Source organism: Lentimicrobiaceae bacterium (assembly GCA_020636745.1).
Lineage (GTDB): Bacteria > Bacteroidota > Bacteroidia > Bacteroidales > Lentimicrobiaceae > Lentimicrobium.
Window position 1 is genome coordinate 416,369 of record JACJXH010000001.1, and the last position, 23,839, is coordinate 440,207.

25 protein-coding genes are annotated in these 23,839 nt (G+C 40.6%); 3 read left to right on the forward strand and 22 right to left on the reverse strand.

The window, feature by feature from the left end; translation table 11 throughout:
- Positions 1 to 157 precede the first annotated feature (157 nt).
- The 14 genes from H6541_01645 to H6541_01710 form a co-directional block, all read right to left on the reverse strand.
- Entirely contained in the window at positions 158 to 997 is an 840-nt protein-coding gene (locus tag H6541_01645; GenBank protein MCB9014467.1) for a GntR family transcriptional regulator, read from the reverse strand.
- A gap of 264 nt (positions 998 to 1,261) precedes the next feature.
- Complete coding sequence (locus H6541_01650) at positions 1,262 to 2,143, reverse strand: hypothetical protein (GenBank protein MCB9014468.1); 882 nt, start codon at positions 2,141 to 2,143, stop codon at positions 1,262 to 1,264.
- Between the two features lie 3 nt (positions 2,144 to 2,146).
- Positions 2,147 to 2,782, reverse strand: a complete 636-nt coding sequence (locus H6541_01655; GenBank protein ID MCB9014469.1) for a DUF5034 domain-containing protein — start codon at positions 2,780 to 2,782, stop codon at positions 2,147 to 2,149.
- Positions 2,783 to 2,819: 37 nt separating this feature from the next.
- Positions 2,820 to 3,416 carry a hypothetical protein gene (locus H6541_01660; protein ID MCB9014470.1) on the reverse strand — a complete coding sequence of 199 codons (597 nt, stop codon included), beginning with the start codon at positions 3,414 to 3,416 and terminating at the stop codon, positions 2,820 to 2,822.
- Between the two features lie 49 nt (positions 3,417 to 3,465).
- Entirely contained in the window at positions 3,466 to 4,830 is a 1,365-nt protein-coding gene (gene radA / locus H6541_01665) for a DNA repair protein RadA (GenBank protein ID MCB9014471.1), read from the reverse strand.
- A gap of 83 nt (positions 4,831 to 4,913) precedes the next feature.
- A complete protein-coding gene (gene rfaE2 / locus H6541_01670; GenBank protein ID MCB9014472.1) occupies positions 4,914 to 5,405 on the reverse strand; it encodes a D-glycero-beta-D-manno-heptose 1-phosphate adenylyltransferase in 492 nt (163 codons plus the stop codon).
- A complete protein-coding gene (locus H6541_01675; GenBank protein ID MCB9014473.1) occupies positions 5,353 to 6,411 on the reverse strand; it encodes a flippase-like domain-containing protein in 1,059 nt (352 codons plus the stop codon). The genes rfaE2 and H6541_01675 overlap by 53 nt, the downstream gene beginning before the upstream one ends.
- A 6-nt stretch (positions 6,412 to 6,417) precedes the next feature.
- Positions 6,418 to 6,765 carry an aspartate 1-decarboxylase gene (locus H6541_01680; GenBank protein MCB9014474.1) on the reverse strand — a complete coding sequence of 116 codons (348 nt, stop codon included), beginning with the start codon at positions 6,763 to 6,765 and terminating at the stop codon, positions 6,418 to 6,420.
- Between the two features lie 16 nt (positions 6,766 to 6,781).
- Positions 6,782 to 7,621 (reverse strand): pantoate--beta-alanine ligase, encoded by an 840-nt coding sequence (locus H6541_01685; protein MCB9014475.1) that lies wholly within the window; start codon positions 7,619 to 7,621, stop codon positions 6,782 to 6,784.
- Positions 7,622 to 7,645: 24 nt separating this feature from the next.
- The gene (locus tag H6541_01690) at positions 7,646 to 8,176 is read right to left on the reverse strand and encodes a thioredoxin family protein (GenBank protein MCB9014476.1); all 531 of its coding nucleotides are present in this window, start codon (positions 8,174 to 8,176) and stop codon (positions 7,646 to 7,648) included.
- Between the two features lie 136 nt (positions 8,177 to 8,312).
- Positions 8,313 to 9,548 carry an ammonium transporter gene (locus tag H6541_01695; protein ID MCB9014477.1) on the reverse strand — a complete coding sequence of 412 codons (1,236 nt, stop codon included), beginning with the start codon at positions 9,546 to 9,548 and terminating at the stop codon, positions 8,313 to 8,315.
- 45 nt (positions 9,549 to 9,593) lie between these two features.
- On the reverse strand, positions 9,594 to 10,349 hold the full coding sequence (locus tag H6541_01700; protein MCB9014478.1) for a hypothetical protein: 756 nt from the start codon (positions 10,347 to 10,349) through the stop codon (positions 9,594 to 9,596).
- Positions 10,350 to 10,530: 181 nt separating this feature from the next.
- Positions 10,531 to 11,184 carry a response regulator transcription factor gene (locus tag H6541_01705; protein ID MCB9014479.1) on the reverse strand — a complete coding sequence of 218 codons (654 nt, stop codon included), beginning with the start codon at positions 11,182 to 11,184 and terminating at the stop codon, positions 10,531 to 10,533.
- Positions 11,181 to 12,941, reverse strand: coding sequence for a HAMP domain-containing protein (locus H6541_01710; protein MCB9014480.1), 1,761 nt, complete (start codon positions 12,939 to 12,941; stop codon positions 11,181 to 11,183). The genes H6541_01705 and H6541_01710 overlap by 4 nt, the downstream gene beginning before the upstream one ends.
- Positions 12,942 to 13,285: 344 nt before the next feature.
- Here H6541_01710 and H6541_01715 point away from each other — a divergent pair, with 344 nt between their 5' ends.
- From H6541_01715 to H6541_01725, 3 genes are all read left to right on the forward strand, one after another.
- A complete protein-coding gene (locus H6541_01715) occupies positions 13,286 to 13,792 on the forward strand; it encodes a flavodoxin (protein MCB9014481.1) in 507 nt (168 codons plus the stop codon).
- Between the two features lie 246 nt (positions 13,793 to 14,038).
- On the forward strand, positions 14,039 to 15,826 hold the full coding sequence (locus tag H6541_01720) for a M20/M25/M40 family metallo-hydrolase (GenBank protein MCB9014482.1): 1,788 nt from the start codon (positions 14,039 to 14,041) through the stop codon (positions 15,824 to 15,826).
- A 31-nt stretch (positions 15,827 to 15,857) separates the two neighbouring features.
- Entirely contained in the window at positions 15,858 to 16,256 is a 399-nt protein-coding gene (locus H6541_01725) for a GtrA family protein (GenBank protein MCB9014483.1), read from the forward strand.
- A gap of 8 nt (positions 16,257 to 16,264) precedes the next feature.
- On the opposite strand, the gene H6541_01730 is transcribed toward H6541_01725, so the two are convergent.
- From H6541_01730 to H6541_01765, 8 genes are all read right to left on the reverse strand, one after another.
- Positions 16,265 to 17,131, reverse strand: a complete 867-nt coding sequence (locus H6541_01730; GenBank protein MCB9014484.1) for a ChaN family lipoprotein — start codon at positions 17,129 to 17,131, stop codon at positions 16,265 to 16,267.
- A gap of 148 nt (positions 17,132 to 17,279) precedes the next feature.
- Positions 17,280 to 17,774: a cytidine deaminase gene (gene cdd, locus H6541_01735; protein ID MCB9014485.1), complete on the reverse strand. Its 495-nt coding sequence runs from the start codon at positions 17,772 to 17,774 to the stop codon at positions 17,280 to 17,282.
- 58 nt (positions 17,775 to 17,832) lie between these two features.
- Complete coding sequence (locus tag H6541_01740; GenBank protein MCB9014486.1) at positions 17,833 to 19,500, reverse strand: O-antigen ligase family protein; 1,668 nt, start codon at positions 19,498 to 19,500, stop codon at positions 17,833 to 17,835.
- A gap of 16 nt (positions 19,501 to 19,516) precedes the next feature.
- A complete protein-coding gene (locus H6541_01745) occupies positions 19,517 to 21,160 on the reverse strand; it encodes a S41 family peptidase (protein ID MCB9014487.1) in 1,644 nt (547 codons plus the stop codon).
- Between the two features lie 61 nt (positions 21,161 to 21,221).
- Entirely contained in the window at positions 21,222 to 21,443 is a 222-nt protein-coding gene (gene yidD / locus H6541_01750; protein ID MCB9014488.1) for a membrane protein insertion efficiency factor YidD, read from the reverse strand.
- A complete protein-coding gene (gene rnpA, locus H6541_01755; GenBank protein MCB9014489.1) occupies positions 21,424 to 21,807 on the reverse strand; it encodes a ribonuclease P protein component in 384 nt (127 codons plus the stop codon). The genes yidD and rnpA overlap by 20 nt, the downstream gene beginning before the upstream one ends.
- A 51-nt stretch (positions 21,808 to 21,858) precedes the next feature.
- Positions 21,859 to 22,614, reverse strand: coding sequence for a uroporphyrinogen-III synthase (locus tag H6541_01760; protein ID MCB9014490.1), 756 nt, complete (start codon positions 22,612 to 22,614; stop codon positions 21,859 to 21,861).
- A gap of 65 nt (positions 22,615 to 22,679) precedes the next feature.
- The gene (locus tag H6541_01765; protein ID MCB9014491.1) at positions 22,680 to 23,606 is read right to left on the reverse strand and encodes a DUF4271 domain-containing protein; all 927 of its coding nucleotides are present in this window, start codon (positions 23,604 to 23,606) and stop codon (positions 22,680 to 22,682) included.
- Positions 23,607 to 23,839 lie beyond the last annotated feature (233 nt).

Genomic DNA, 23,839 nt, shown 5'->3' on the forward strand with positions numbered 1-23,839 from the left:
TTAATTTAATAATGGCCCAATTGCTCAAACCTTCGCTTTTTTATGTTCTAAAATAAGCGCAATTTAAACTGGTGTATAATGCTTTATTTACGGGGAATAAATGAGCTTGCATGGCCGGTAGTTAAGGTTAAGCAAGCAAAAGATGTGTGACTATGAGTTAAACTTTCTTATTCAATCTTATCCCATTTTCTTCGATGGTAATCAATCTTTGTTTGAAAAGGCCTCCAATGGCTTTTTTAAAAGTCTTTTTGCTTACGCTGAACAGCAGATAAATTTCTTCTGCCGGACTTTTATCATTTACCCCCATAAAGCCTTTATTTTGCTCAAGCATTCCAAGTATTTTTGCTGAGAATTCATCTACTTTTTCAAAACCCGGTTTCTGCAGGTCAAGGTCAATTTTTCCATCTTCGCGCACTTTAATCACATAACCCTTCATACGCTGGCCGCGCTCCAACTCTTGAAAAACGCTGCTTTCATAAATCAGACCTTCATATTGATGATTGATAATGGCTTTGTAACCCAAATCTGATTTTGCCCAAATCAGCAGGTCAACTTCTTCGCCTGGAGTAAAATCGGCAGGTTCAGTGTCAAAAAAACGCTCAAGTCTGGCCGAACCTGCAATTCTGCCGGTTTGCGAATCAGCATAAATATACACGATGTAAAACCTGTCCTGAATCATTTTGGCCTTTTGTTCGCGATAGGGTACCAATAAATCTTTGTCAAGGCCCCAATCCATAAAGGCTCCCACATCGTTTACAGCTTTTGCCCTTAGCAGGGCAAATTCGCCTACCTGAGCATAGGGTTTCATGGTAGTAGCTATCAGTCTGTCTTCTGAATCAAAGTAAATAAATACATCAAGACTGTCTGATGGCGTTGTACCCTCAGGAACCCATTTCATCGGGAGTAAAATTTCACCAAGTTGTTCGCCATCAAGATATACACCAAAGTCAACTATTTTGGTTATGTTCAGTGTGTTGTATTTTCCGGGAATGGCCATAAAAGTGTTGATAAGTAGAAACGTTTGGATGTGTCTGTGACAAATAAAAGATTCTTTTGAATGCCAGGTATACAATAAAATTGATTGAATTAAGCAGAGAATGTAATCTGTTCAGGCTTCATTCCTGATGTCAGTTTAATTTATTCCTGAGTTTTTTTTGTAAAAAAAAAGTGCAACTAAATTGTGAACTGAGCCGGTTTTTTAATTGCCAATGATTCTTTTACAGCTTGTGCAAAAGTACAACTAATTGTCTTACTGTTTCTCTCAGAAGGTGATATATATGCCTCCCTGGAATTCTGTCTTGCTGTATGATTGCTTTGGTGGCTTTATATTTTCAATAATTGTGTTTTCTGCAGTCCAGGTTGCAGTGGTTTGTGTGAAGTTGACTGAACGCTTTGCAATTAGATGACTGGCCTTGATTACCATGCCAGCTTCCATCCTGTCGGAACTGAAAATCTTAAAACATATTTCGGCTTCTGTGTTAAAAAAAAGAGCCGGGCTGTATTTTGTGGTGTAGTTTATTTCACGCATCAGGTTGCCATCAGTCTTTTTTTGAAGGATAAGTTCATTGAACGGAATAAATCCGCATATGCCAGCATTTAACTTGAGTGCTGATTGTAAATATTTGTTTCTGAATGAAATATATGGGCCTGAGGCCAGGCATATGTCGAAGATAGTGCGTTGTCTGAAGTTGGAGTTTAAGTCGGCTGTATATCCTGTGTCACGAATCTGGTGAAAGCGGTTAAATTCCTCTAAATACTGTGGATAAACAGAGAGGGAGTTATTTATTCCCCAGCTTATGAATGAATTTATACTGTCGAGCTGTATCCGTGTGCCGAAATCCAGCTGATTAGGAGCAAGATTGCTGAGCATTACGGCTGTCACGTCAAATTCCAGGCGCGGGTTAGGAGCCAATCTGAATTGAAGTGAGATAAAACCATAATCAGGGCCTTTTTCTGCCTGGTACAGATAATTCAAAAAATCAGGATGCGCTGTATTGTGCATGCTGTCTCTTTGAATAATCCGGCCTCCGAACTGAAGTCCAAACCAAAACTTCTCAACAGGGACAACTGTACCGGCAAAAATTGCTGAGTTAGTCCAAATAATAAGCAAAAGGGTGGTAAGCTGCCGATAAATTCCTGACATAAACTAGCGGTTTAATATGGTAATAACCTTTGTTGTATCGCTAAGTATCCTGTTGTCTGATAGTTTGGCAGAAATGATAAATGCAGCCCGGCTGTTTTCAACCGGGACGGTCAGATATAAGCCGAAAGATTCTACTCCGCTGTCGTAATAATTTTTGCCTTGCGTTTGGTTGCAAAGCGCAGGCAGGGGGATATAAAGGTTACTTCCCGTGGAGGAGTTATTGGTCAGCTTGGCTACAAAAAGTTCAGTTACATCGCTTTGCGCTGAATATTGTGCATTGAGCGCATATAAACTGGTTATTTTAAGCGAAGAGAGGTGTTGAATTGCACGAAGTGGATAAGAACAGTCGCAGCTCATGGCGGTGGCATTGCTGAACCCGGTATTTGTCGAAAAGAAGCTCTGAGCCAGATGGTAATATCCGGCCGAATCAAACAAAGCCACTTCAAAAGCTACAGCTTCGGGCTTCATAGAGTCGCTTTGCGTTATGACGGCCCAATCTCCCGAATTGTCGATATTGGTAATGTCAATTTTGTTAAAGCTAAAAGGAATTGAGCTCTCATCGCATTCGCAACAGCCGGGAATCAGGCGCAGGATATTGGCTACAAAAAGTATGAGCAGCGTTTTTGAGAGGGTTTTCATTTTTTTGGCAGAAACATTTTTTGAATCAGAGCTAAATTTAAAATGAGAATCCAACACAAAAATTCATTCCCGATTCTATCAGATGCTGATGATATCTTTCAGGGCTGAAGGCTGGCATTGAATGTACTTTAGCAAATGGATTTACTTCAAATATCAGCCGGTGCATTTTTATTTTTGCGCCTATACCCAACTCTATTCCTAAACCTGATTGTGCATCAGTCCCCGAATTTAAACTGTTTAATTCCAAATCTATGATTGGCCCCCCTTTTAGAAAAAGAAATTTTAAAAAGTCTACTTTAACTTCCATAGGGATAGACATCAACTGGATTTCTTCTGTCCGGGATTGAATTTCAATGCCAGGGAAAAATTCAGGTGTAACTTTAATGGAATGCTTTGAATAGATCAAGCCGGTTGAAAACCACAGTTTTGAGGTGAGTTTTTCGTTAAATTGAAGCCCTGAATGCCATGAGCCTTCATTGTCATAAGAGGCGCCTCCTGCCAAATGAGCAAAATAAACAAGGCTGTTTTCAGAGAACCCTCCGGTAATGCAAATCTCTCTTTGCTGCGCCGAAACGCTTAAAGTACAGAGGAATGGCAATATAAGGAGATATAGCTTTTTTCCTTTTCTGAGCATTGGAGATTGTATTATTGTTTGATGAAAACTGATGGTAAAAATAGCTACATCAGGCGAATAAGTATTTGAAAATATCTTCAATTTTACCAACAGCTATAACTTTGATTGATTTTGCAGTGCTTTTAGCTGCGGTCATGTTTAATCTGGAGATGACGATATTTTCAAAGCCGAGTTTTTCGGCTTCCGAAACCCTTTGTTCAACACGTGTAACTGGTCTGATTTCGCCTGAAAGCCCTACCTCTGCTGCAAAGCATGTTTTTGAGCTGATAGGGATGTCAATATTTGATGATAAAACAGCGCTCACAACAGCAAGGTCAGTTGCTGGGTCATCAACCCTGATGCCCCCGGCTATATTCAGAAAAACATCTTTAACACCCAGTTTAAATCCACTTCTTTTTTCAAGTACGGCTAGAAGCATGTTTAACCGGCGGGTTTCAAATCCTGTACAGGAGCGTTGTGGAGTTCCATATGCTGCTGAGCTGACAAGGGCTTGTGTCTCTATCAGCATAGGTCGCAAACCTTCAATGGTCGCGGCAACTGCAGTTCCGCTCACAGGTTCCTGGTGTTGTGTTATCAGTATTTCTGAAGGATTGGATACTTCGCGAAGACCTCCACTTTGCATTTCATAAATTCCTAATTCAGAAGTGCTTCCAAATCTGTTTTTCACGGAGCGCAGTATTCTGTAGCCATAGTTTCTGTCACCTTCAAACTGCAGAACGGTATCAACCATGTGTTCCAGTAGTTTAGGGCCTGCCAGGGTTCCTTCCTTGGTGATGTGTCCGATTAAAAAAACTGGAATATTTACCGTTTTGGCAAGTCGTTGCAACTCAGCGGCTGTTTCGCGAATTTGAGAAATACTGCCTGCCGAAGCTTCTATGTTGTCGCTGGTCAGCGTTTGTATGGAGTCAATGATCACAATACCCGGATTGAGTTTGGCAATGTGACCAAGTATTTCAGTGGTCAGAGTTTCAGTAAGGACATAACACTCATTCTGGCCCAATCCAAGCCTTTCGGCCCGCATTCTGATTTGCTGCTCACTTTCTTCGCCTGAAACATACAATACCTTCAGATGCTGGATGGTAAGGGCTACCTGGAGCATCAGCGTCGACTTTCCGATTCCCGGTTCGCCTCCTACAAGGACTACAGAGCCTGGTACCAATCCGCCTCCAAGCACCCGGTTAAGCTCGTTATTGCCTGTGTCAATGCGGTTTTCGCTGCTCAGTTCAATGTCTGTGATGAGCGTTGGAAATGCCTGTTTGCGAGGAGCTAAAATTTGAGGTATTCCTGTTTCTGAACGTTGAATAACTTCTTCAACATAAGTATTCCATTCACCGCACGAGGGGCATTTACCAATCCATTTTGGTGATTGCGCTCCACAATTCCTGCAAAAGAACGCTGTTTTGGTTTTAGCCATATGATTGGATTCAGGTGTTCAGAATTTATTTATGATTGGCTTGATGCAATTAGTTTTATATCTCTTGTAAAGCGTGAGTTGTGTTAAAATGCCCGTATTCTCTTTTCAATCATGCTGGTTGAATAGCCGGGCAAATATTCAAGTGTCACCACCTGCCCCCCTTTAGCGGTTACAATGTCGTATCCGACTATATCTTCGGGTTTGTAATCGGCACCTTTAACCAGGATGTCAGGTTGTACTTTACGGATGAGTTCGTATGGAGTGTCTTCGTCAAACAATACAACGGCAGAAACGAAACTCATGGCAGCCAGTACCATGGCTCTGGCATATTCATCGTTAATAGGTCGGGTTGGCCCTTTTAGCCGGTTAACAGAAGCATCGGTGTTCAGTCCTATAACCAGCACATGACCAAGATCGGCAGCTTTGGCTAAATAATCAATATGTCCGCGATGAATAATATCAAAGCAACCGTTGGTAAAAACGATTTTCTGTTGCTGAAATCTCCAGTAGGCGAGCAGTCTGTCAAGTTCCTGTTGATTGGGTATTTTCCTGAGCAGTGATTCCGTTATGTTCATGAGCGTTTTTATTGTAAACAGGTAGTAAAAGTAATGAAAAAACGCCAGCAAGAAGAATCATAATTGTTTGCGAAGCCCATATCAGCCATCCGAGGGCATAGCCGGTAGTATTGGCAATTGCATAAATAAACAGGGTTTCTGCCACAATGGCCGGATAGATTCCAATACCTCCCTGGACCACCATTATACCAATAGAGCCAAATATCAATACTGCAAGACCGGCATCCAGCCCTAATTGTGAAGTTTCACTTAAACTGAAAAATACAACATAGGCCATCAAAAGGTACATGATCCAGATAAAAATGGTATGAGCAATAAACTGAAAAGGTTTTTTTATGCGGGTAAGAGATTTGATGCCTTCAAGCAGGCCATGTAGAAGATTGTATATTTTTTTATAGAATGCAGTGTGCCTGTATTTTCGGTTAATAAAAATAATGAGTGCTGTTCCTGCAATTGTCATCCCGATAATCAGCAGAATAAAAGTACTGTCCATATCAGCACTGAAGTTGAATTTTTGCTGCAATGGCCCGTAAACTTTTTCACTCAGATAAATATGAAGTTTATCAGATTGGGTTACAATCAGCATAAAAAACAATAGCAAAAAAGTGAGCATATCAAAAGCTCTTTCGGTGATAACTGTACCGAACGACTTGTTAAAAGGGATTTTTTCGTAGCGGGTGAGAATGCCGCAACGGCTTACTTCACCTAATCTTGGAAGGGCTAAATTTGCCAGATATCCGATGAGCACTGCCATAAAAACATTAGTTGTTTTAGGTTTGTAGCCCATGGGTTCCATCAGTATTTTCCATCGCATCGAGCGGCTCAAATGGCTGAGCAGGCCCAAAACAATAGCCACAGCAATCCAGCCATAGTTGGCAATCTTTAATGATTGAAAAATCTGGTGCTTTTGGTCTGTTGTAAGGTTGCGCATAAACAACCAGATGAAGAAAATGCCAATTCCCAGAAAAAAGCCGGTTCTGAGGATGGTGCCAATGTTTTTTTTCAATGTATGCTATACAAGTTTGTTATGGCTGTCAGGAAATACAATAGACGGTTTAAAGGTGCGGGCTTCTGCGGGTGTCATTTGGGCATAAGCTGCTATGATAACCAAATCTCCGGCTTCTGCCTTGCGGGCAGCTGCTCCGTTGAGTGTAATCATTCCGCTGCCGCGTTCTGCTTTTATAACATAGGTTTCGAGGCGCTCGCCATTGTTGATGTTAAGTACCTGAACCTTTTCGAACTCAATAAGATTGGCTGCGTCCATAAGGTCTTCATCAATTCCGATGCTTCCAATATAATGCAAGTTGGATTCGGTGACAGTTGCCCTGTGGATTTTTGATTTTAATAGTTCTATTGTCATGATGCTGCAAAGATACTCAAATTAATCTTATATTGTCAATCAGCCTTATTTCGCCGGCAAATACAGCAATAAACCCGTAGCTTTCCGGCTTTATTTCTCCTTTGATGGCTTGCAGATTTTGTGCATGGTTAATGGAGAAATATTCAAGTTTTAACAAGGGATGGTCTTCAAATTTTTTGTTGACAAAGCCGATAATTTGCTCGGCAGTATGAGCAGTTGCCAGATTTTTAGCTTCTTTCAGCACCATATAAATATAAGGAGCTGCTTTGCGCATCTGGGGTGTTAGGCGTTCATTGCGTGAGCTGCGGGCAAGCCCGTCATCTTCTCGACTGATAGGGCAGGGGACTATCTCTACATCAAGATGCTCATTTTTTACCAGAGCCTTAATGATTTGAAGCTGCTGAAAGTCTTTTTCGCCAAAATAAGAACGGGTGGGCATTGTAATGTCGAACAACCGGTGTACTACTACAGCTACTCCATTAAAATGGCCCGGCCGGAATGCGCCTTCCATAACGGTGGCTAATTCTCCAAATTCATATTGTTTCTCCACTTTTTCAGGATACATTTCATCCACCGAAGGAGCAAATACAACATCGCAACCTGCTGATGAAAGTAATTCCACATCACGTTCAAGTGTTCTTGGGTATTTTTCCAGATCTTCGGGGTTGTTAAACTGAATGGGATTTACAAAGATGCTGGCCACAACCCTGTCGTTGTTAGCTCGTGCTTGTCTGATTAAAGAAAGATGTCCTTCGTGTAATGCTCCCATCGTTGGCACAAAACCGATACTGTGACCCGATTGCCTCATAGATGAAGCCCAGGCTTGCATTTCTTTAATCGTCTTGTAAATTATCATGCTGAATAGATTGAGTGTGGCTGTTTAGTTTCCTTCCGGGGCTGATATTCTTCCGTTAAGAATGTCAAGAAAATCCTTTTCAATATTTTGAACGGGAGTTTCAATAATTCGCCCCATTTCATCTCCATCTTTGGTTATAATAAAGGTTGGAACCAGTTTGATGTTATAGTCTCCAACACAAAAGTTGCCCGCTTTTTTGTCGCGGTCAACAGCTACCAAAAATATTTGCTCTTTAGGGTATTGCAATGCATCCATCACTTTAAAGAAATGTGGAACCTGTTCGCGGCTGTCGCCACACCAGGTGCCTAAAACAATGAATACCCACGGGTAATTTGAGCTGTGTGATTTAATGAGTTCAACGGTGGTTGAATCAGGTGTGTAAGTGTCATATGACTGTTGAAACCAATCGCCCATTGACATTAATCCTTCACGGGTAACGGTTCCGATAAGGATTTCTTGGCCTGTTTTAGCATCTGTAGTCCGCTTATTGTCATCCTGGGCTTTCGCCTGGAAAGCAAAGAAAACAGCTATTATAATCAATATAATTTTCTGCATAGGTGATGAATTTTAAAACAGGTTAAACACGATCCGGGCAAATAAGTTTACGTGTGATTCAGGGGTGCAAAAATAGCAAAGGTTTTGATGTCTGTCAAAACCTTTGCTATCAAACAGTTTATTTATTTGAAATTGATTACATTGAACCGGAGTCGTAAGCCTGTTCACCATGTATAACATTATCAAGGCCTAACATTTCATCGCTTTCGCTAACCCTTACTGGTGTTATTTTGTTGATTAATGCAAGCATCACATAGGTGAAAATAAAGGCATAGGCTGATGCACCTGCAACTGCAACCAGTTGTTTAAAGAAGAAAGACCATTCTCCATAAATGACTCCTTGTGTGGTAATCATAGGGTTAATGGCACTGGAAGCAAAAACGCCCAGCAGGATAGTTCCTAAAACACCGCCAACACCATGCACACCCCATACATCGAGTGCATCATCCCAGCCAAGCTTGTTTTTAAGCGATACGGCATAATAACAAACAAGTCCGGCCATAATGCCCATCAGTGCAGCTGCCCATAAAGGAACAAATCCGGCAGCAGGAGTAATAGTGGCCAAACCTGCAACAGCACCGGTTAATAAGCCGATAAATTTAGGTTTCCGGGCTCTGATCCATTCAATAATGAGCCACGTAACAGTAGCAAATGAAGCAGCAACATCGGTATTGGCAAAAGCCTGTACAGTAATATTATCTACTGAAAGTTCGCTGCCGGCATTAAATCCATACCATCCAAACCAAAGTAGTCCTGTTCCGATAGCAACCAGGGGAATGCTGTTGGGGGTAGAGTCTTTATCGGATCTGGCTCCTACATAAAATACAGAGGCCAGTGCTGCAAAACCGGCAGTTGCATGTACAACTATTCCACCGGCAAAGTCAAGTACACCCCATTGAGCAAGCAGTCCGCCACCCCATACCATATGTACAAACGGATAGTAAACCAGCACCTGCCAAACAACAAGGAAGAACAAATAGCTTTTAAAAGTAACGCGGCCAACAAATGCACCCGTAATAAGCGCTGGCGTAATAATAGCAAACATCATCTGGTAAAGGAAGAATACCAGTTCAGGAATTTTACCATTTCCGGCATACACACTGTTCAGGTCAACTCCGTTGAGGAACAATTTGTCAAGGTTTCCTATAATAGCGCCATCACCGCTAAAGCAGAGTGAATAGCCAAAAATAAACCAGAGTACAGTTGTTACACCCAATGAAACAAAGCTTTGGATCATAATTCCAAGGATGTTTCTTTTTGTTGCCAAACCTCCATAAAAAAAAGCAAGGCCAGGTGTCATTAGCATTACAAGGCTGGTCGCCAGCAACATAAATCCGGTATTTCCGGTTTTGGCTGCTTCATTTAAAATCATTTCAGGTTCCATTTTTTGCGGTATTTATTTGTTCAACATTTTGTTTCAGAGGGAAATTCCAAACACGAGAAATACATTTTCAGCTTGTGGGTTAACGATAAAAGAGGTTGAAACGGGCAGGCTGAAATGATCCGTAATCTTAATCTCTTTTGAAGCTGTAATTCCTATATTTATGACTCCGGCTTCTGGTCCGTAATAACCGGTTTCTTCTTTTTCCTTGTCAGGATTGGTAGGAGTAAGCCCCATAAAAATGTTATAATCCACATCCTTGCAGCTTCCGTTGAAACCGAGCTCCAGATAAGTTGAGTATTGCTTTTTTCCATCAGCTTTGCGGGCATCAGCTCCCCAAAAGTTGACTGCAGCTAAAAAGGTAAAAGGAATTTTTTCTGTGCCGTTGAATGATGCTGAAGCCTCAAAGAGGTGGCCGGTTTCATCTTCGGTAAAATCGAAATACTTGTTGTTTTCAAGTGTTTCGTCCGGAAGAAAATAATCGGTTACAGTCAGGCTAAACATATCTTTAATGTTATAAGAAAGATATAAGTCGGTTTCCTGAATACTTAACCCATCACTCATTGAAAAAGCACCCCATGTGCCTATTGTAAAGTTGCCCACTGTATATTCAAGTGTTGGCTGAATGCTGGGGGATGAACCTCCAAGGTTCATGCCGCGCCATACATACCTGCTCATAAGGTCAACTCCGGCGTTGAGTGAAGTTTCTGTCTGAGCTGTTAACCAGCCCGGAATGGCCAGCATGATGGCCAGCACAAAGCCCGTAAGCAGTTTAGTTGATTTTTTTTTCATCTTTGGTTGGTTTTGATTGGTTTGACGGATTTCCCACTCCGCAAAAATTGGAACTATAATAGTGTTGAACAATGCAGCATTAACTGATTTTATGTAAGATAATCACTTATTTTGAAATAAGTGATTCACCTAACTGCAGGAAAGAAAAGCTTTTTACTAAAAAAAAGGGAGGGCGCCAGCTTCAGAGCTCAATAATCTGATGCTTGATTGCAAATTTTACCAGGTCTACCGTTGATTTGAGGCTCAACTTTTGCATGATGTGGTTTTTATGAGACTCAACCGTGCGTGTACTAATAAATAGTTTTTCAGCTATTTGCGGATTGGAATGGCCTTCTGCAAAGAGTTTAAGAATCTCAAGTTCGCGTTTTGAAAGGCTGTTTTCCGGGTTCAGGTTTTCGTCTTCCTTGTCCTTAGCCTTTTTTATGTAACTTTTTAAAATGATGTTTGATATGGATTCGCTGAAATATTCATGGCCATGGCTTACAGTGCGAATGGCCTCTAATAGTTCAGATTGCGATATGTTTTTGGTGAGATATCCCTGAGCGCCTGCCTTGATGGCGTTAAAAATATATTCTTCACTGTTAAACATGGAAAGGAACAAAATGTGTATTCCGGGATATTCCCGTCTTATGATTTCGCACAATTCAATTCCCGAATGGTCGGGCAGTGAGATGTCGAGCAAAATTACATCAGGTTTCGCAGATTTGAGCAGGCTCAGCAAGTCGCGCCCATTACAGGCTTCTCCAAGTATAAAAATATCATCCTGACCTGATAACAAGGCTTTTATTCCATCACGAACAATGGTGTGATCGTCAACAAGGAATACGTTTATCATAAAATGCTTTTGTTTAATGGAATTTCAATTCTGATTAATGTACCTGAACCCGGGCTGGATTGAATGGTTGCCTGGCCTTTTAACAGATTGGCTCTTTCGACCATATTTCCAAGGCCATGTCCGCCAGAGGCGCAAGGCGATTCTACGTTAAACCCTTTGCCATTATCGGTAATGGTAATGATGAAAATGTGGGCATCAGTTTTAGTTTCAATTTTCAGATGGGTTGCTTCGGAATGTTTGGCAACATTGTTGAACGTTTCCTGAAAAATCCGAAAAATATAAAGTCTTGCTTTTCTGCCTAGTTTTTGTCCGGGGATTTCACCTGTGAATTCGGTGGTGATGCCTGTTGTTTCTGTCAGGTTACTGCATAAATTGCGTATGGCAGTAGTAAGTCCAAACTCCGCCAGTGCGGGTGGCATAAGGGCATTTGAAATGGCTCTTACTTCATCAATTAAACTGTCGGTGAGGGTTATCACTGACTGAATTTTTTGGTTGAGCTTGTCAGGTATATCATTTTCAAGTGCCCCAAGTCTCAGCCTGATGGCAATCAGATTTTGTCCGATTCCATCGTGCAGCTCTCTTGAAAGCCGCTGTCTTTCCATGTCCTGTCCGTCAATAGCTGATTTTAGCCGGTTAATTCTTTCAGCTTTCAGCGCTTCGTCTTTTTCGCGAAGACTTACAGCCATAGAATTAAATGCCTCAGTAAGTTCACCTATTTCATCATTGGATTCAATACCCACAAGAGTATCAAGCCTTCCTTCACCAAGTTCAATGGCTGCATCTTTGAGCCGGATAAGAGGTTTTGTAATTTTCCGGCTAATTGCATAGGTTAAAATAAAAAATGCAATGCCGGTAAAAACTGTCAGAAGCATAATGTTGTTTCTGATTCCATAAATTGAGGCTGTTGCTTCTTCGTAATCAATTTCAGCCAAAATTACCCAATTTAATCCGGCTGTTTTCACAAGGCCATATGAACTTAATACTTTCAGTCCACGGTAATCTGTTACCTGTGCAGTACCTGCGCGGTTATTCAAAGCTTCGGTAACAGGGCGTGTTTTTACATAGGTTTTCATGATTGATTTCTCAATAAACCTCGATTGGCTTCGCATCAGGAAATCGGGGCCAACAAGATAGGTTTCGCCGGTATTACCAAGCCCGTTTGCCGGATTTACCTCAAGCATAAAGTCATTGATTTTGCCAGGCTTAAGAATAAGTACAAGATACCCGGCAATTCTATTGTCGTTGTATATGGGTGCTGCCGAAAGTAACTGTTTTTCATTTTCGGTTTCTTCCTGAGTGTAATCAACAATAAATGCTTGTGGCTGAATATCATGAAACGAATGTCTGATTGGTATTTGGTCAGTTATGTTTGACTGATTGGTAATTTGCTGATAAAGATTCCGACCTTCTTTGTCAAGAAGCATGAAGCCTGAATAATAGGCTGAACTTAAGAATGAAACCCTGTAAATGCTTTGGGTTTTTGTTTTCTGATGATTTGCGGCCAATTTTACTTTACCCAACAATTGCTTGGTTTCTTCAGTTGAAGCATAGTAGGCTGTTTCACTTAGTCTGTCTGCAAAAAACCGCTCAATTTGGGCTTGCCGCGTTAATCGTATGGAAGTGAGCTGATCGTATGTGCGATCAAGGATTGCATTGCGGGCTGTAAAAAATGAAAAAATACCGGTCAGTACAATGGAGCCAATGCCCAAAGTGAGAAAATATAAAATCATTTTTTCGGCCAGTAGTGTTCTTTTCACAAGCAATCTTTTATTTTTCAAACCTACATGTTTTTTTCAAACTGAGAATATTTTTTTTGTCAGAAATGTATTTTCAAGATGCTTGTTTTAAGCCCTCTACCCGCAACTTCTTCGCTCGTATCCGAAGTTTATAAATATTGTTGAACATTTTTTCTTTTTATAGGTTTTCATATGGCTAACTCATTGGAAATATGGTTAGATAAATAGTTTAATTATTAAAAATGCTTGTTTATCAGTTGAATATCAATGGCTGTAAACTTGTTAACAGGGCTTGCAATCCTGCTTGTTCAGGTTTATATTTGCCATCTTTTTAAAATTTTTCTGATAAGAGCGAGGAGATAAAAATGACAAAAATTGGAATTTTTTACGGGGGGAGCCCCAAAGGGAGTACGTTTCAGGCTGCACAGGATATTGTGAGGCATTTTGGTGAAGATGTAGCAGCCATGCACAATGTAAGCAATGCTACCCGCGAAGACCTTGAGAAGTGCGATTATCTGATTCTTGGTACATCGGCATGGGGTATTGGTGAAATGCATCAGGATTGGGAACGTTTTATTGATGTTTTGGTTGATGCTGAAATCAAGGATAAAAAAATAGCTTTGTTCGGGCTTGGCGATCAGCATGAGTATCCTGAGAGTTTTGTTGATGGCATGGGAACAGTTTACTGCAGGTTGCCTTACAAGGAGAATGTTGTGGGATTCTGGCCTACAAAAGGCTATTCTTATTATTTTTCAACAGCTGAAAGAGATGGTAAATTTGTTGGCCTGGCAATTGATGAAGACAGCCAGCCTGAACTTACCAGTGAGCGCATCAGTAAATGGGTTGAACAGTTAAAAACTGAGCTGCTTTAGGGTGGATAAACCTGTGAAATATGTTAATTGTATTTAATTTAGCTGTTCGGGAGGCTGAATTAGATATAATAAAAGGCTTTAATGATCATGCCGGATTCTGCAACCGCTATTTTTAATACTTTTGCAGCTATCCGGTTTTTTGTCTTGTATGGTTTGTGATTTGAGTTTCAAATAACAACATAAACACATGGCTTAAATTGTTTTACCGGCAACTAAAGATGAATTTTAACAGATAAACTGCTGCAAATGAAAAAAATATTCTTCCTGCTTGTTTTGTTATTCCCCATTTCCTTAACAACTGCATTCGGCCAATCAGCACTGCCGTTAGTCGAGAAATTAAAGGCTGGTATTACTTATCTGGCTTCGGATGAGCTGGAAGGCAGAAAATCAGGAACAGTAGGCGATTCATTGGCGGCCATTTTTATCAGAGAACGCTTTGCTGAAAATGGTGCAACCCTCATGGGCTACAATGGCTTTCAGTATTTCGGAGTTATTTCTGATGTGGTTGCCGGAAGCAAAAACAGCTTAACTGTGGTAAATCATGATTTTGTTGCAGGTAAAGATTTCATGCCATTTTCCTTTTCTTCCTCAGAAACAGTTGATGCAGAGGTTGTTTTTGCTGGTTTTGGAATTTCTGGTGTCAGTGGCGATTTAGCCTGGGATGACTTTGCTGGAAAAGATGTAAAAAATAAGTTGGTTCTTGTGCTGCGCGGTGATCCGGAGCCTGATAATCAGAATAGTGCATTTATTCCGATGGCTACCGACAGGGCTAAAGCTTTGGCTGCTCATGACAGGGGGGCGGCTGGTATTTTGCTGGTTTCTCCTTCTTCTTTTGATAAAAAAGACCAACCTGTTGATATAACTTTTGATAAAACAGTTTCAGATGCCGGTTTGCCCGTTATAAGTATTACAAGAAATCTGGCAGGCGCCATACTCGGTTTGCCTGCTACTGCTGTTGATTCACTTGAAAAAGTGATGATTTCAGCCCGGTCTACAGCCAATGTAAATGGATTGAACAGGGTTAAACTAACCGCTGACGTAATTCGTAATAAAGTAACCACGCGCAATATTATAGCTATGATTCCGGGTAATGACCCGGTGTTAAAAGATGAATTTGTTGTAGTCGGGGCTCATTATGATCATTTGGGAATGGGTGGCACAGGCTCAGGTTCACGTGTGCCTGATGTGCATGCTGTTCACGGCGGAGCAGATGATAATGCTTCCGGAGTAGCTGCTATTATAGCCCTTTCTGAGTATTTTGCCAAAGAGGCAAATCGCCCTTCAAGAAGTTTGCTGTTTGTGTCGTTTGGTGCTGAAGAAATGGGAATTTTAGGCTCCAGGTACTTTGTTGCTAATTGTCCGGTTGCAATCAAGTCGGTAAAAGCCATGGTAAATCTTGATATGGTCGGCCGTTTGAAATCACAGGATCCTGCATTAACTATCTCAGGAACAGGAACATTCACAGTGGCCGATTCTCTGATCGATTTGTTGGGAAAAAATCGTTCTTTTGTTATCAAAAAATCGCCCGATGGATATGGCCCTTCTGACCATGCAGCTTTTTATGGGAAGGACATTCCGGTGCTGTTTATAACAACCGGTGCTCACGAAGATTATCACACACCTGATGATATGGCCTCTCGTATTAATTATAACGGGGTTGAACAGGTAATTGACTTCACCGCTGACCTGGTCGCAGTTTTGTCTGATATGCCGGTTGCCCCTGTCTTTCGTGAAGCCGGAAGTCGCAAAGAGTCGGGCAACTATGGCCGGAATTTAAAAGTGACACTCGGAATTATGCCTGATGTTTCCGGTGCTGAAACTTCAGGAGGAATGAAGGTTGAGGGCACCCGTAAAGATGGACCCGCTGCCTCTGCCGGTATGCTTAAAGGTGATATTATTACGGCCATTAACGGAATGCCGGTTACGAATATTTACGACTATATGAGCCGCTTAGGTAAACTCAAACCAGGTGAGGTGGTAAATGTGGAAGTTATCCGTGAAGGGAAAAAAGAAGTTTTAATTATTCAGTTATAAACGCAACAGGAGCGTATCTGCTGTCAGTCAAATGGTTGATATTATTACCCGTGACGTTGCCTACAAATTTGTTAAGTTTGGAATTGTAGGCTTTACCGGTGTCTTTATTGATTTTGGTTTTACTTATATCTGTAAAGAGTGGTTTAAAATTCAAAAGTATGTGGCCAATGCAATTGGTTTTACCATTGCAGCAAGCAGCAATTATTATTTAAACCGAATCTGGACTTTCAATAGTCACAACCCGGAAATTGCCGTAGAATTTGGACGGTTTTTCTTTATTTCTCTTATTGGGTTGCTTTTGAGCACGCTGGTTATCTATCTGCTGGTGTCAAAAGTGAAGATTAACTTTTACTTTAGCAAGTTGTTTGCCATTGGCGTTGTAACTATCTGGAATTTTGTAATTAACCTGAACTATACTTTTCTGGCCTGACGCTGCTTTTAATTTGTTTTGGTCATCGTCTCCGGCGTAATAATTATAAAATCAGCTTTGGAGCTGTTCTCTTCTTCAGGCTTGTCAATATTTTTTTGTTCTACAGCGCTGATGGTGAGAATTTTAAGATTTGGGTTCAGGTTTTTTAAATACCAAACAATTCCTTCAAAGTTGTCAGAATGGTAGGTGCCGTTAAAATGAAGGAAAGTTTCACCGGGGTTGAGGTTTTTATTGATAAAATATGCCATGGTGGCATCTTTAACGGCTTGTGCTTTGGGAAGATTTTCATTTACATGCCCGCCCTGGCCTCCCATCATTTCAATCATGCTTTTATAGCCGGGCAATTCAGCATCATAAGCAACAGGCAAAGGAGCGATATATGTTTTAGCAGCCGCGTCAAGCGAATCAAGCCCTTCAAATCCATTGCGGTTCACAATTGAAGCATACCTTCGTGGAATATTTGTTGCAATGAACCTTAAACTGCTGTCGCGGGCAAAACTAACCAAAGGCTTGTAGTCTGTCTTGTAATTCGGCCATAGTTTAGCCTCTGATTCAAAACTCTTTTCGGTTATAGCTCCTGAGAGATATTCATTCAGCAAGAGCGCATTGTCTGATTCAAACATCTCGGCGCCTAATACCAGTCTTTTCCCCTTTTCAGCATAGAGGGCTTTAGTGAGTTCAAACTGAAGCCAATGATTGATTGGATTATTGTGTTGCTCACCAAAAAATATTACATCCGCCTCTGATGCTTCTTTTAGCAGTTTCGAAAAATCAGTTTCTTTGTCTTTTTTGTTAAATATTTTATAGGCAGGCAGGTCGGCACTCATCGATGTGAGAAGTGCCAGACTTAAAATTAATAGCGTTAATCTTTTCATTCATTGAAGATGTTGAGAATGGTGAAGCTTGTTGATTTGACAGAATTAAATATCATCAGAATTGCTGAATAACAATACTGATCAACAAGGCAGACTGAATCTGGTACTTTTATGAAAATCCCGATTGGGTTTTCTATTAACAACAATCTTACTTAAGATGTTCCAGGTTATTTGAATTAAATGTCATCGGAAGCAGTGACTCAATACCTTCCATCTGAACAATGTGGCCGGTTTCTCCGGCAAAAATAACTCTTATTTTTTTCCCTTGTTTGTGCTCATATTCTGCAATTACCTGTCTGCATGCTCCACAAGGAGGAACCGGGCTGGTAACTTTCTTGTCGTCAGTATTGATGGTAATGGCAATACATTCAATGGTTTCACCGGGATATTGAGCCGAAGCGGAGAATATGGCAACTCTTTCGGCACACAAGCCTGATGGGTAAGCTGCATTTTCCTGGTTGTTGCCATCAATAATTTTCCCATTGGCCAGTCTGAGAGCAGCTCCTACTCTAAAGCCTGAGTAAGGGGCGTATGCTCTTAAAGCTGCGCTGCTTGCATTGTCAAGTAACTGGCTGTCAGCAGGGCTCAGATCTGATTGGTTGTCTGTTTCTAAGTATTGCAGGGTAATTTCTTTTTGTATCATTAAGCGTTGTATTACGGGCTCTAAATGTAAGAATTTTATAGCAGATAATGAGCAATTGCTACGAAGCGGTTTTGTTTAGTTTACGCCCAAAGAGTAAAAGTGCATTGAAAAAAGCAAAAAACGTTGCACCTGCCTGTGTCTCGAGTGTATCTTCCGTGAGCATCGACATGAAGATAATGGTGAAAAATACAACAAAGAAGTAGTCATTAAACTTGCCAAGTTTGAGGGGAGGATATAACAAACTAAACAGAAACCATAAAAAACCCAGTATCCCAAAGGCTATGAAAAAAGCCATAAACTGGTTGTGCGATCTGTTCCTGAAGGCGTTATCAAGCTTTGACCCCATTTCAGTATACGCTTTAGAGAATTCAAGATTCAGGTCTCCTGTTCCCACCCCTGTAAGCCAGTTTTGTTTTATGATATGTGCTGAAGTTTTCCAGTATTCAACTCTTTGCATAACTGATGAGGCATTGGGATCTCCATGTCGCACATAGTTGGTATAGCCCATGGCAATCTGGTCAATTCTTGACCGAAGGTTAAAGCTCTCAATATAAGTTACGTTAGCTACTCCTTGTTCAATGTGTTTTATTTCGCTGTCGGTCAGTGCTTTAACGCCTTCAGCGTCTTTGCGCAAGCCTTTGGAATTTAAGAAACGGATAAGTGTGTAACTTAGTTCCTGACCTTTTTTATCTAACCCATCATAGTCCAGTTTGCTTCTTCGGTTCCATTCTTGCCTTAGCTCTGCCGGCGCAAGATATATGCCTACATATTTGCCATTGTCAATACCGTAAGTACAGGTGTCATGAATATATGGTGTGCCATATTTGGTGTATTTGTCGAGCTTGCTGTAATCAAATTTTTCAGCATTGCTAAATTCTCTGACAGAGGAAACAAAATAATACCCAAACAATGCAGGGAAAAGCAGGGTGATGAGGATTGTAGGAATGCGGTATTTTACCGGATTTATCTTAAATATCAGATAAAATGTAAAAATAAGGGCAAGTATTCCGGTTATAACCAGTCCGGTAATTGATTCAAGTATAAATAAAAAGAGGAGAAACCATAAAACACCAATGGCAAGAATAATCTTTGAGGTAAGTGATTTATAAATATTAAACCAAAGGAAGTAAATCAGGATAAACACTGAAAAACAAATGGTGAGTCCAAATCTGATGTGAGAAATAAAAATGCTGATTTCTCGTGGGTCGCTGATTTGCCTGGTTATCAGGACAAAAATGCTGGCTATGGTACCCGCAAAAACCGCAAAGGTAAAAAAGAGTAAAAGCTGGTTAAGTTTTTTGCCTGATAAGGATGCTGATGTTGCTATAATCACCGGTAAACTTAACAGAGGTAACTTTATTCGTAAATCCTTAAGTGCATAATTCAGGTCGGAAGTGTATATGAGTCCGATGATATGCATCAGATACAAAGAGATAACCACCATGGCTGCGCGGTTATTGTATAGCATTCTGAATTTGCCGCCAATGTTAATAAACATGGTGGAAAACCAGGCCTGAAGTTTTACCATGAAGTTTTTTCCGGCCGCTTTTTGCAATTTTGAGTAGTCAGCTCCTTCCCATGCCCACAGCCCAAGCAATAAAAACTGGGAAATGCTCATCCCGAATTCCGACAAAGGGATGGACATAGCCAATAAAATCATGGCATAGAACATGAGCGAGGAAACATCTGTTTTAAAGAAACTTTGATTCTTAAAAAGAGCTGTCATCTGCGGCGTTGGCAAATTAGGGTTTGGTATTTGTGAGATTGCTGCTTCCGTCGAGTATTGCCTTGTAAGCTTTTATGTCATTTAAAACATGAATAGCAGAAACAATTTCCTGATCTTCGGTCAGCATTGCTTTGATGCGGCCTTTCTGAAAATAGTACCTTGACACTATCTCACTTCGCAACATGGATTTAATCTCATCTTTGAACTTTACCAGATCTGTCTGTTTATTATGTTTCATTTTCGATTCCAGTAAATCAAATTCTGCCTTCAATTCGGCATAGTATTGTTCAGTTTCCGCCGTTTTTTTGAGATCAACCAGCATTTTTTCACTTCGGGTGGTGTAGTCATAATCTTTATCGCGAAGCCAGTCAGTAAAACTGGTGTACATATCGTCTGTAATGATGAAGTCTTCAGGCTCCGGGATGGTTGGGTGCTCACGTTTGAATTTATTGGCATAGTCAAAAATGAGATTTTTCGAAATCAGGCTGATGGCAATATTACTGGCCAGAGGTTGTTCCGCTTTTATGTCAGGTTCAATTCCTCCTCCATCATAAACGGTTCTGCCAGTAGTGGTTTTAAAGCTGTTGATGAGGGAGTCAGGAATGTGTCTTGAAAAACCCATACTGTCTCTGTTGGCGTAATCTATTGCCTGAATACACCTCCCGCTGGGGATGTAGTATTTGGCAACTGTAACTTTCATCTGAGTGTTATAACTGAGCGGAATAATATTCTGAACCAGACCTTTACCAAAGGTTCTTTCTCCCAGTATTACAGCCCTGTCAAGATCCTGTAAGGCTCCGGCTACAATCTCAGATGCTGATGCACTGAAATCGTTGACAAGAACAACTATCGGAATTTCAGGATCTACCGGTTGTACAAAAGTTTTATAGGTTTTATTTCTGTCGGGGGTTTTACCTTTGGTGCTTACTACCACTTCTCCTTTTTTAACAAACAGATTGGTAATACTAACTGCCTCATTCAGCAATCCACCGCCATTGTCGCGCAAGTCAATAATTAAAGCTTTGAACTTTTCGTTTTCACGTAGTTTCAGAAAGGCATCTTTTACTTCCTTAGCAGAATTTTGCGTAAACCCGGTTAACTTAATGTAGCCAGTGTTTTCATCAACCATTGAGGAAAATGCGACGTTTGGAATGGCTACATTTTCACGCATTACTTCGATGTCGATGGGAGAATGGGAGCCTTCGCGCTGCACCAGGATGTTAATTTTAGTTCCCGGTTGTCCTTTTAAAATAGCACTTACATCGCTCACTGATTTTCCTTTGGTGTCTTTGTTGTTGATTTTCAGAATCTGGTCGCCAGGAATTAGTCCGGCTTTCTGTGCCGGGGAATTTTCGTAAGGTTCTGAAATCACAATGTAATCACCCTGCTTATGTATTAAAGCGCCAATGCCACCATATTGCCCGGTAGTCATGAAAGTGAAATCCTCGATCTCGGCTTCTGAAATAAAAACAGTGTATGGGTCAAGCTTGTCTAGTATTGCATCAATTCCAGTTTTTGTCAGGTCGCCATAGTTTATTTCATCAACATAATTGTTGTTGAGCTCTTTAAACATGGTTGCGAAGATGTCGAGGTTCTTTGATATTTCAAAGGATGACGAGTTTTGCGCATTTACGTTGAGGTTGACCAACAGGCCAATCATGAAGGTAAATAGTAATTTGTACACCTGTTTCATTTAACCGTTTGTTTGATTAGAATGTAAATCAGGGGACAGGGTCATAACCACTGCCTCCCCAGGGATGACATGATAGCACTCTTTTTATAGTAAGCCAGCCTCCTTTAAAAGGCCCGTGTTTTTTTATAGCCTCAACTCCATAGGCAGAACAAGTTGGTGTGTAACGACACGATGGAGGTAAATAAGGAGAAATGGCCCCCTGATACAACCTGATGATACCAATCAAAATGTTAGCCAGTAGTTTTTTCATGTGCAGAAACTAAACGCTGTAATAGCTGAATTATTATAGGTTCAAGCGAATTGATATCTACAATTTCTTTGCCCGCATAAATGAAGGCCAGATGGCAGCTTTTGCCATTCAGGCCTTCCATAGCAATATACTTATTTTTTCGATAACATTCTCTCAGCAGGCGCTTGATTTTGTTACGGTCAACAGCATGCCTGAAATTCCGTTTAGGGACAGATAGCAACACTTTGATGCATGGAGTTTTTTCGCAATCCGTTGGCAGCCAAAGCATTTTGACCGGGTATTTAAAAACAGCATTTCCGGTTTTAAAAAGCCTGTCGATGTCTGATATATTACACAAATGCTCCTGCTTTCTAAATGTTTGCATAGCACCTGTTGTTATGTTAGAATGCTTTCGTCAAAAGGAAAGCAGCTGTGATTATTTGCTTTTATTATTTACAGCCAGAAACTGTTCAATTGCTTTTGACATTGAAGGAGCAGTAGGAGTAGGGGCCTCAATGGTGATGGTTAAGCCGGCTTCACGCGCAGCCAGGGCTGTTGTTTGTCCGAATACACCAATGGCTTTTTCGCCTTGTTTAAAATCAGGAAAGCTCTTAAACAGCGATTTAATGCCAGAAGGGCTGAAAAATACCATCAATTCATATTTGTTTACATCAAGAAATGTCATATCACTCGAAACGGTGCGATACATAATGGCTTTCGAGTAATTGATCTTGTGTATGTCGAGTAAATCAGACAACTCGTTGTTATGCTCTTCATTGCATGGAAGCAAATACTTCTCAGTTTTATGCTTTCTGATAATGTCGACCAGCTCATTGAGCTCAAGTTTACTGAAGAAAATTTTCCGTTTTCTGTATTGGATGTATTTCTGCAGGTAATAAGCCGTTGCTTCCGAGGCGCAGAAATATTTCATGGTCTCGGGTATGTCGGTTCTTAATTCCCCTGCTAACCTGAAGAAATTATCAACACCATGCTTACTGGTGAAAATAACAGCTGTATAGTCAGATAAACGAACTTTGTTTTCTTTTCTGAATTCTATTGAACTAAGACCCTCAATCTTGAAGAATTTGTGAAAATCCAGGTTCAGGCAGTATTTCTTTATGATATCCCCATAAGGTGATTTCTCCAGTTCGGCCGGTTTAGGCTGCGAAATAAGTACGTTCTTGATTTTCAATTTTAATCCTATTTTAAAAATTAAACTTAATCAGAGTTACCGGTGTATGTATTCGCAACGCCCTGTTAATCAGAAGTTGTTATTATTTTGAATAATATTAGTACCGGTAAAATTTCGAGGGTGCAAAGATACAAAAATAAATAAACAAGCGAAAACGTTTGCGAGGTGAAGCTTATAGAAATACTTCTTAAAAATCGGAAAACAAGTCCTGTTATAAATACTGCAACTGCCAGATAGGTAATAATTGTACTTCCGGAATAATAACCTGCGACGGTCAAAGGAAACGCAATAATGCCGGTTGCAAGGTTGAATATGAGGCTGGTAAGTATATATTCAGCTGCTTCATGTCTGGTTCTGAAAAGGCTGCCCATGGCTTTTACCAGTAAAACTTTGGCCATCCAGAAAGAAACTACTGCTCCAAAAATTATATAATAAATCCTGAAAATATTTGTTATCCCAATAATTTCGCTGAGGTATCCCGAACCGAACTGATAAATTACAGTTGTTATGCTGGCTATGTAAACAAAGGCAAGTGCCGGCGTAATTCTTTCGTTGGTTACATTGCCTTCCCTGATAAGCTGGTTTACATTGTGCTTGGCGATTGTTGCCTTAAATAGTTGTTTAATCCGACGCGAGTAGTAGTATCTGACCCATGCTAAAATAATCAGACAAACCAGGAATGTTGCCGTCAGCCAGTCATCGCTGGGTTGATGCCTTACTGTCGGGGTGATTTGTTGAGATAAGTGGGCTGTGGTTTTAAAAATTGAGCTTTTGTCGTATACGGGGCCAATTGGAATGGCGCTTGTGCTGTCTTCCTGAAAAACAATTTCTTTAAGTTCAAACTTAAATTTATCTGCCGGCTTCACCGGATTCAGGCTGTCTGCCAGATAACCGGCATAGCTTGAGATAGAATCATGCTTTACTTCCTGTTTTTTTGCAACAGGTTGTAAATAGAAATTGGTATAAGTGGTTTGGTGCTCTGCGCTTCTCATTCAGCCTGCAAAATTAATACTTTTTGAGATGTACTGATGGGTTGTTTTTCAAGTCAGAAACAATATTTCAACAACCCTGATGGTTGGCAGAACTCAGGTCTTTTTTGATTTTTATGCCGTTTTTACTCGTTTGAGAATGAATCTCCGCTGCTTTATGGTTAAAAAAATGCTTTAGATTGAATGACAGATTTTTATAACATTGGCAGTATTGAAAATACCGGGGTTAGATATGG

What these genes read in the sequence shown, in the direction of transcription:
- H6541_01645 (MCB9014467.1), bottom strand. Translation starts at nt 997, where the DNA reads ATGGCCATTCCCGGAAAATACAACACACTGAACATAACCAAAATAGTT.
- H6541_01650 (MCB9014468.1), bottom strand. Translation starts at nt 2,143, where the DNA reads ATGTCAGGAATTTATCGGCAGCTTACCACCCTTTTGCTTATTATTTGG.
- H6541_01655 (MCB9014469.1), bottom strand. Translation starts at nt 2,782, where the DNA reads ATGAAAACCCTCTCAAAAACGCTGCTCATACTTTTTGTAGCCAATATC.
- H6541_01660 (MCB9014470.1), bottom strand. Translation starts at nt 3,416, where the DNA reads ATGCTCAGAAAAGGAAAAAAGCTATATCTCCTTATATTGCCATTCCTC.
- radA (MCB9014471.1), bottom strand. Translation starts at nt 4,830, where the DNA reads ATGGCTAAAACCAAAACAGCGTTCTTTTGCAGGAATTGTGGAGCGCAA.
- rfaE2 (MCB9014472.1), bottom strand. Translation starts at nt 5,405, where the DNA reads ATGAACATAACGGAATCACTGCTCAGGAAAATACCCAATCAACAGGAA.
- H6541_01680 (MCB9014474.1), bottom strand. Translation starts at nt 6,765, where the DNA reads ATGACAATAGAACTATTAAAATCAAAAATCCACAGGGCAACTGTCACC.
- H6541_01685 (MCB9014475.1), bottom strand. Translation starts at nt 7,621, where the DNA reads ATGATAATTTACAAGACGATTAAAGAAATGCAAGCCTGGGCTTCATCT.
- H6541_01690 (MCB9014476.1), bottom strand. Translation starts at nt 8,176, where the DNA reads ATGCAGAAAATTATATTGATTATAATAGCTGTTTTCTTTGCTTTCCAG.
- H6541_01695 (MCB9014477.1), bottom strand. Translation starts at nt 9,548, where the DNA reads ATGATTTTAAATGAAGCAGCCAAAACCGGAAATACCGGATTTATGTTG.
- H6541_01700 (MCB9014478.1), bottom strand. Translation starts at nt 10,349, where the DNA reads ATGAAAAAAAAATCAACTAAACTGCTTACGGGCTTTGTGCTGGCCATC.
- H6541_01705 (MCB9014479.1), bottom strand. Translation starts at nt 11,184, where the DNA reads ATGATAAACGTATTCCTTGTTGACGATCACACCATTGTTCGTGATGGA.
- H6541_01715 (MCB9014481.1), top strand. Translation starts at nt 13,286, where the DNA reads ATGACAAAAATTGGAATTTTTTACGGGGGGAGCCCCAAAGGGAGTACG.
- H6541_01720 (MCB9014482.1), top strand. Translation starts at nt 14,039, where the DNA reads ATGAAAAAAATATTCTTCCTGCTTGTTTTGTTATTCCCCATTTCCTTA.
- H6541_01725 (MCB9014483.1), top strand. Translation starts at nt 15,858, where the DNA reads ATGGTTGATATTATTACCCGTGACGTTGCCTACAAATTTGTTAAGTTT.
- H6541_01730 (MCB9014484.1), bottom strand. Translation starts at nt 17,131, where the DNA reads ATGAAAAGATTAACGCTATTAATTTTAAGTCTGGCACTTCTCACATCG.
- cdd (MCB9014485.1), bottom strand. Translation starts at nt 17,774, where the DNA reads ATGATACAAAAAGAAATTACCCTGCAATACTTAGAAACAGACAACCAA.
- H6541_01740 (MCB9014486.1), bottom strand. Translation starts at nt 19,500, where the DNA reads ATGACAGCTCTTTTTAAGAATCAAAGTTTCTTTAAAACAGATGTTTCC.
- H6541_01745 (MCB9014487.1), bottom strand. Translation starts at nt 21,160, where the DNA reads ATGATTGGCCTGTTGGTCAACCTCAACGTAAATGCGCAAAACTCGTCA.
- yidD (MCB9014488.1), bottom strand. Translation starts at nt 21,443, where the DNA reads ATGAAAAAACTACTGGCTAACATTTTGATTGGTATCATCAGGTTGTAT.
- rnpA (MCB9014489.1), bottom strand. Translation starts at nt 21,807, where the DNA reads ATGCAAACATTTAGAAAGCAGGAGCATTTGTGTAATATATCAGACATC.
- H6541_01765 (MCB9014491.1), bottom strand. Translation starts at nt 23,606, where the DNA reads ATGAGAAGCGCAGAGCACCAAACCACTTATACCAATTTCTATTTACAA.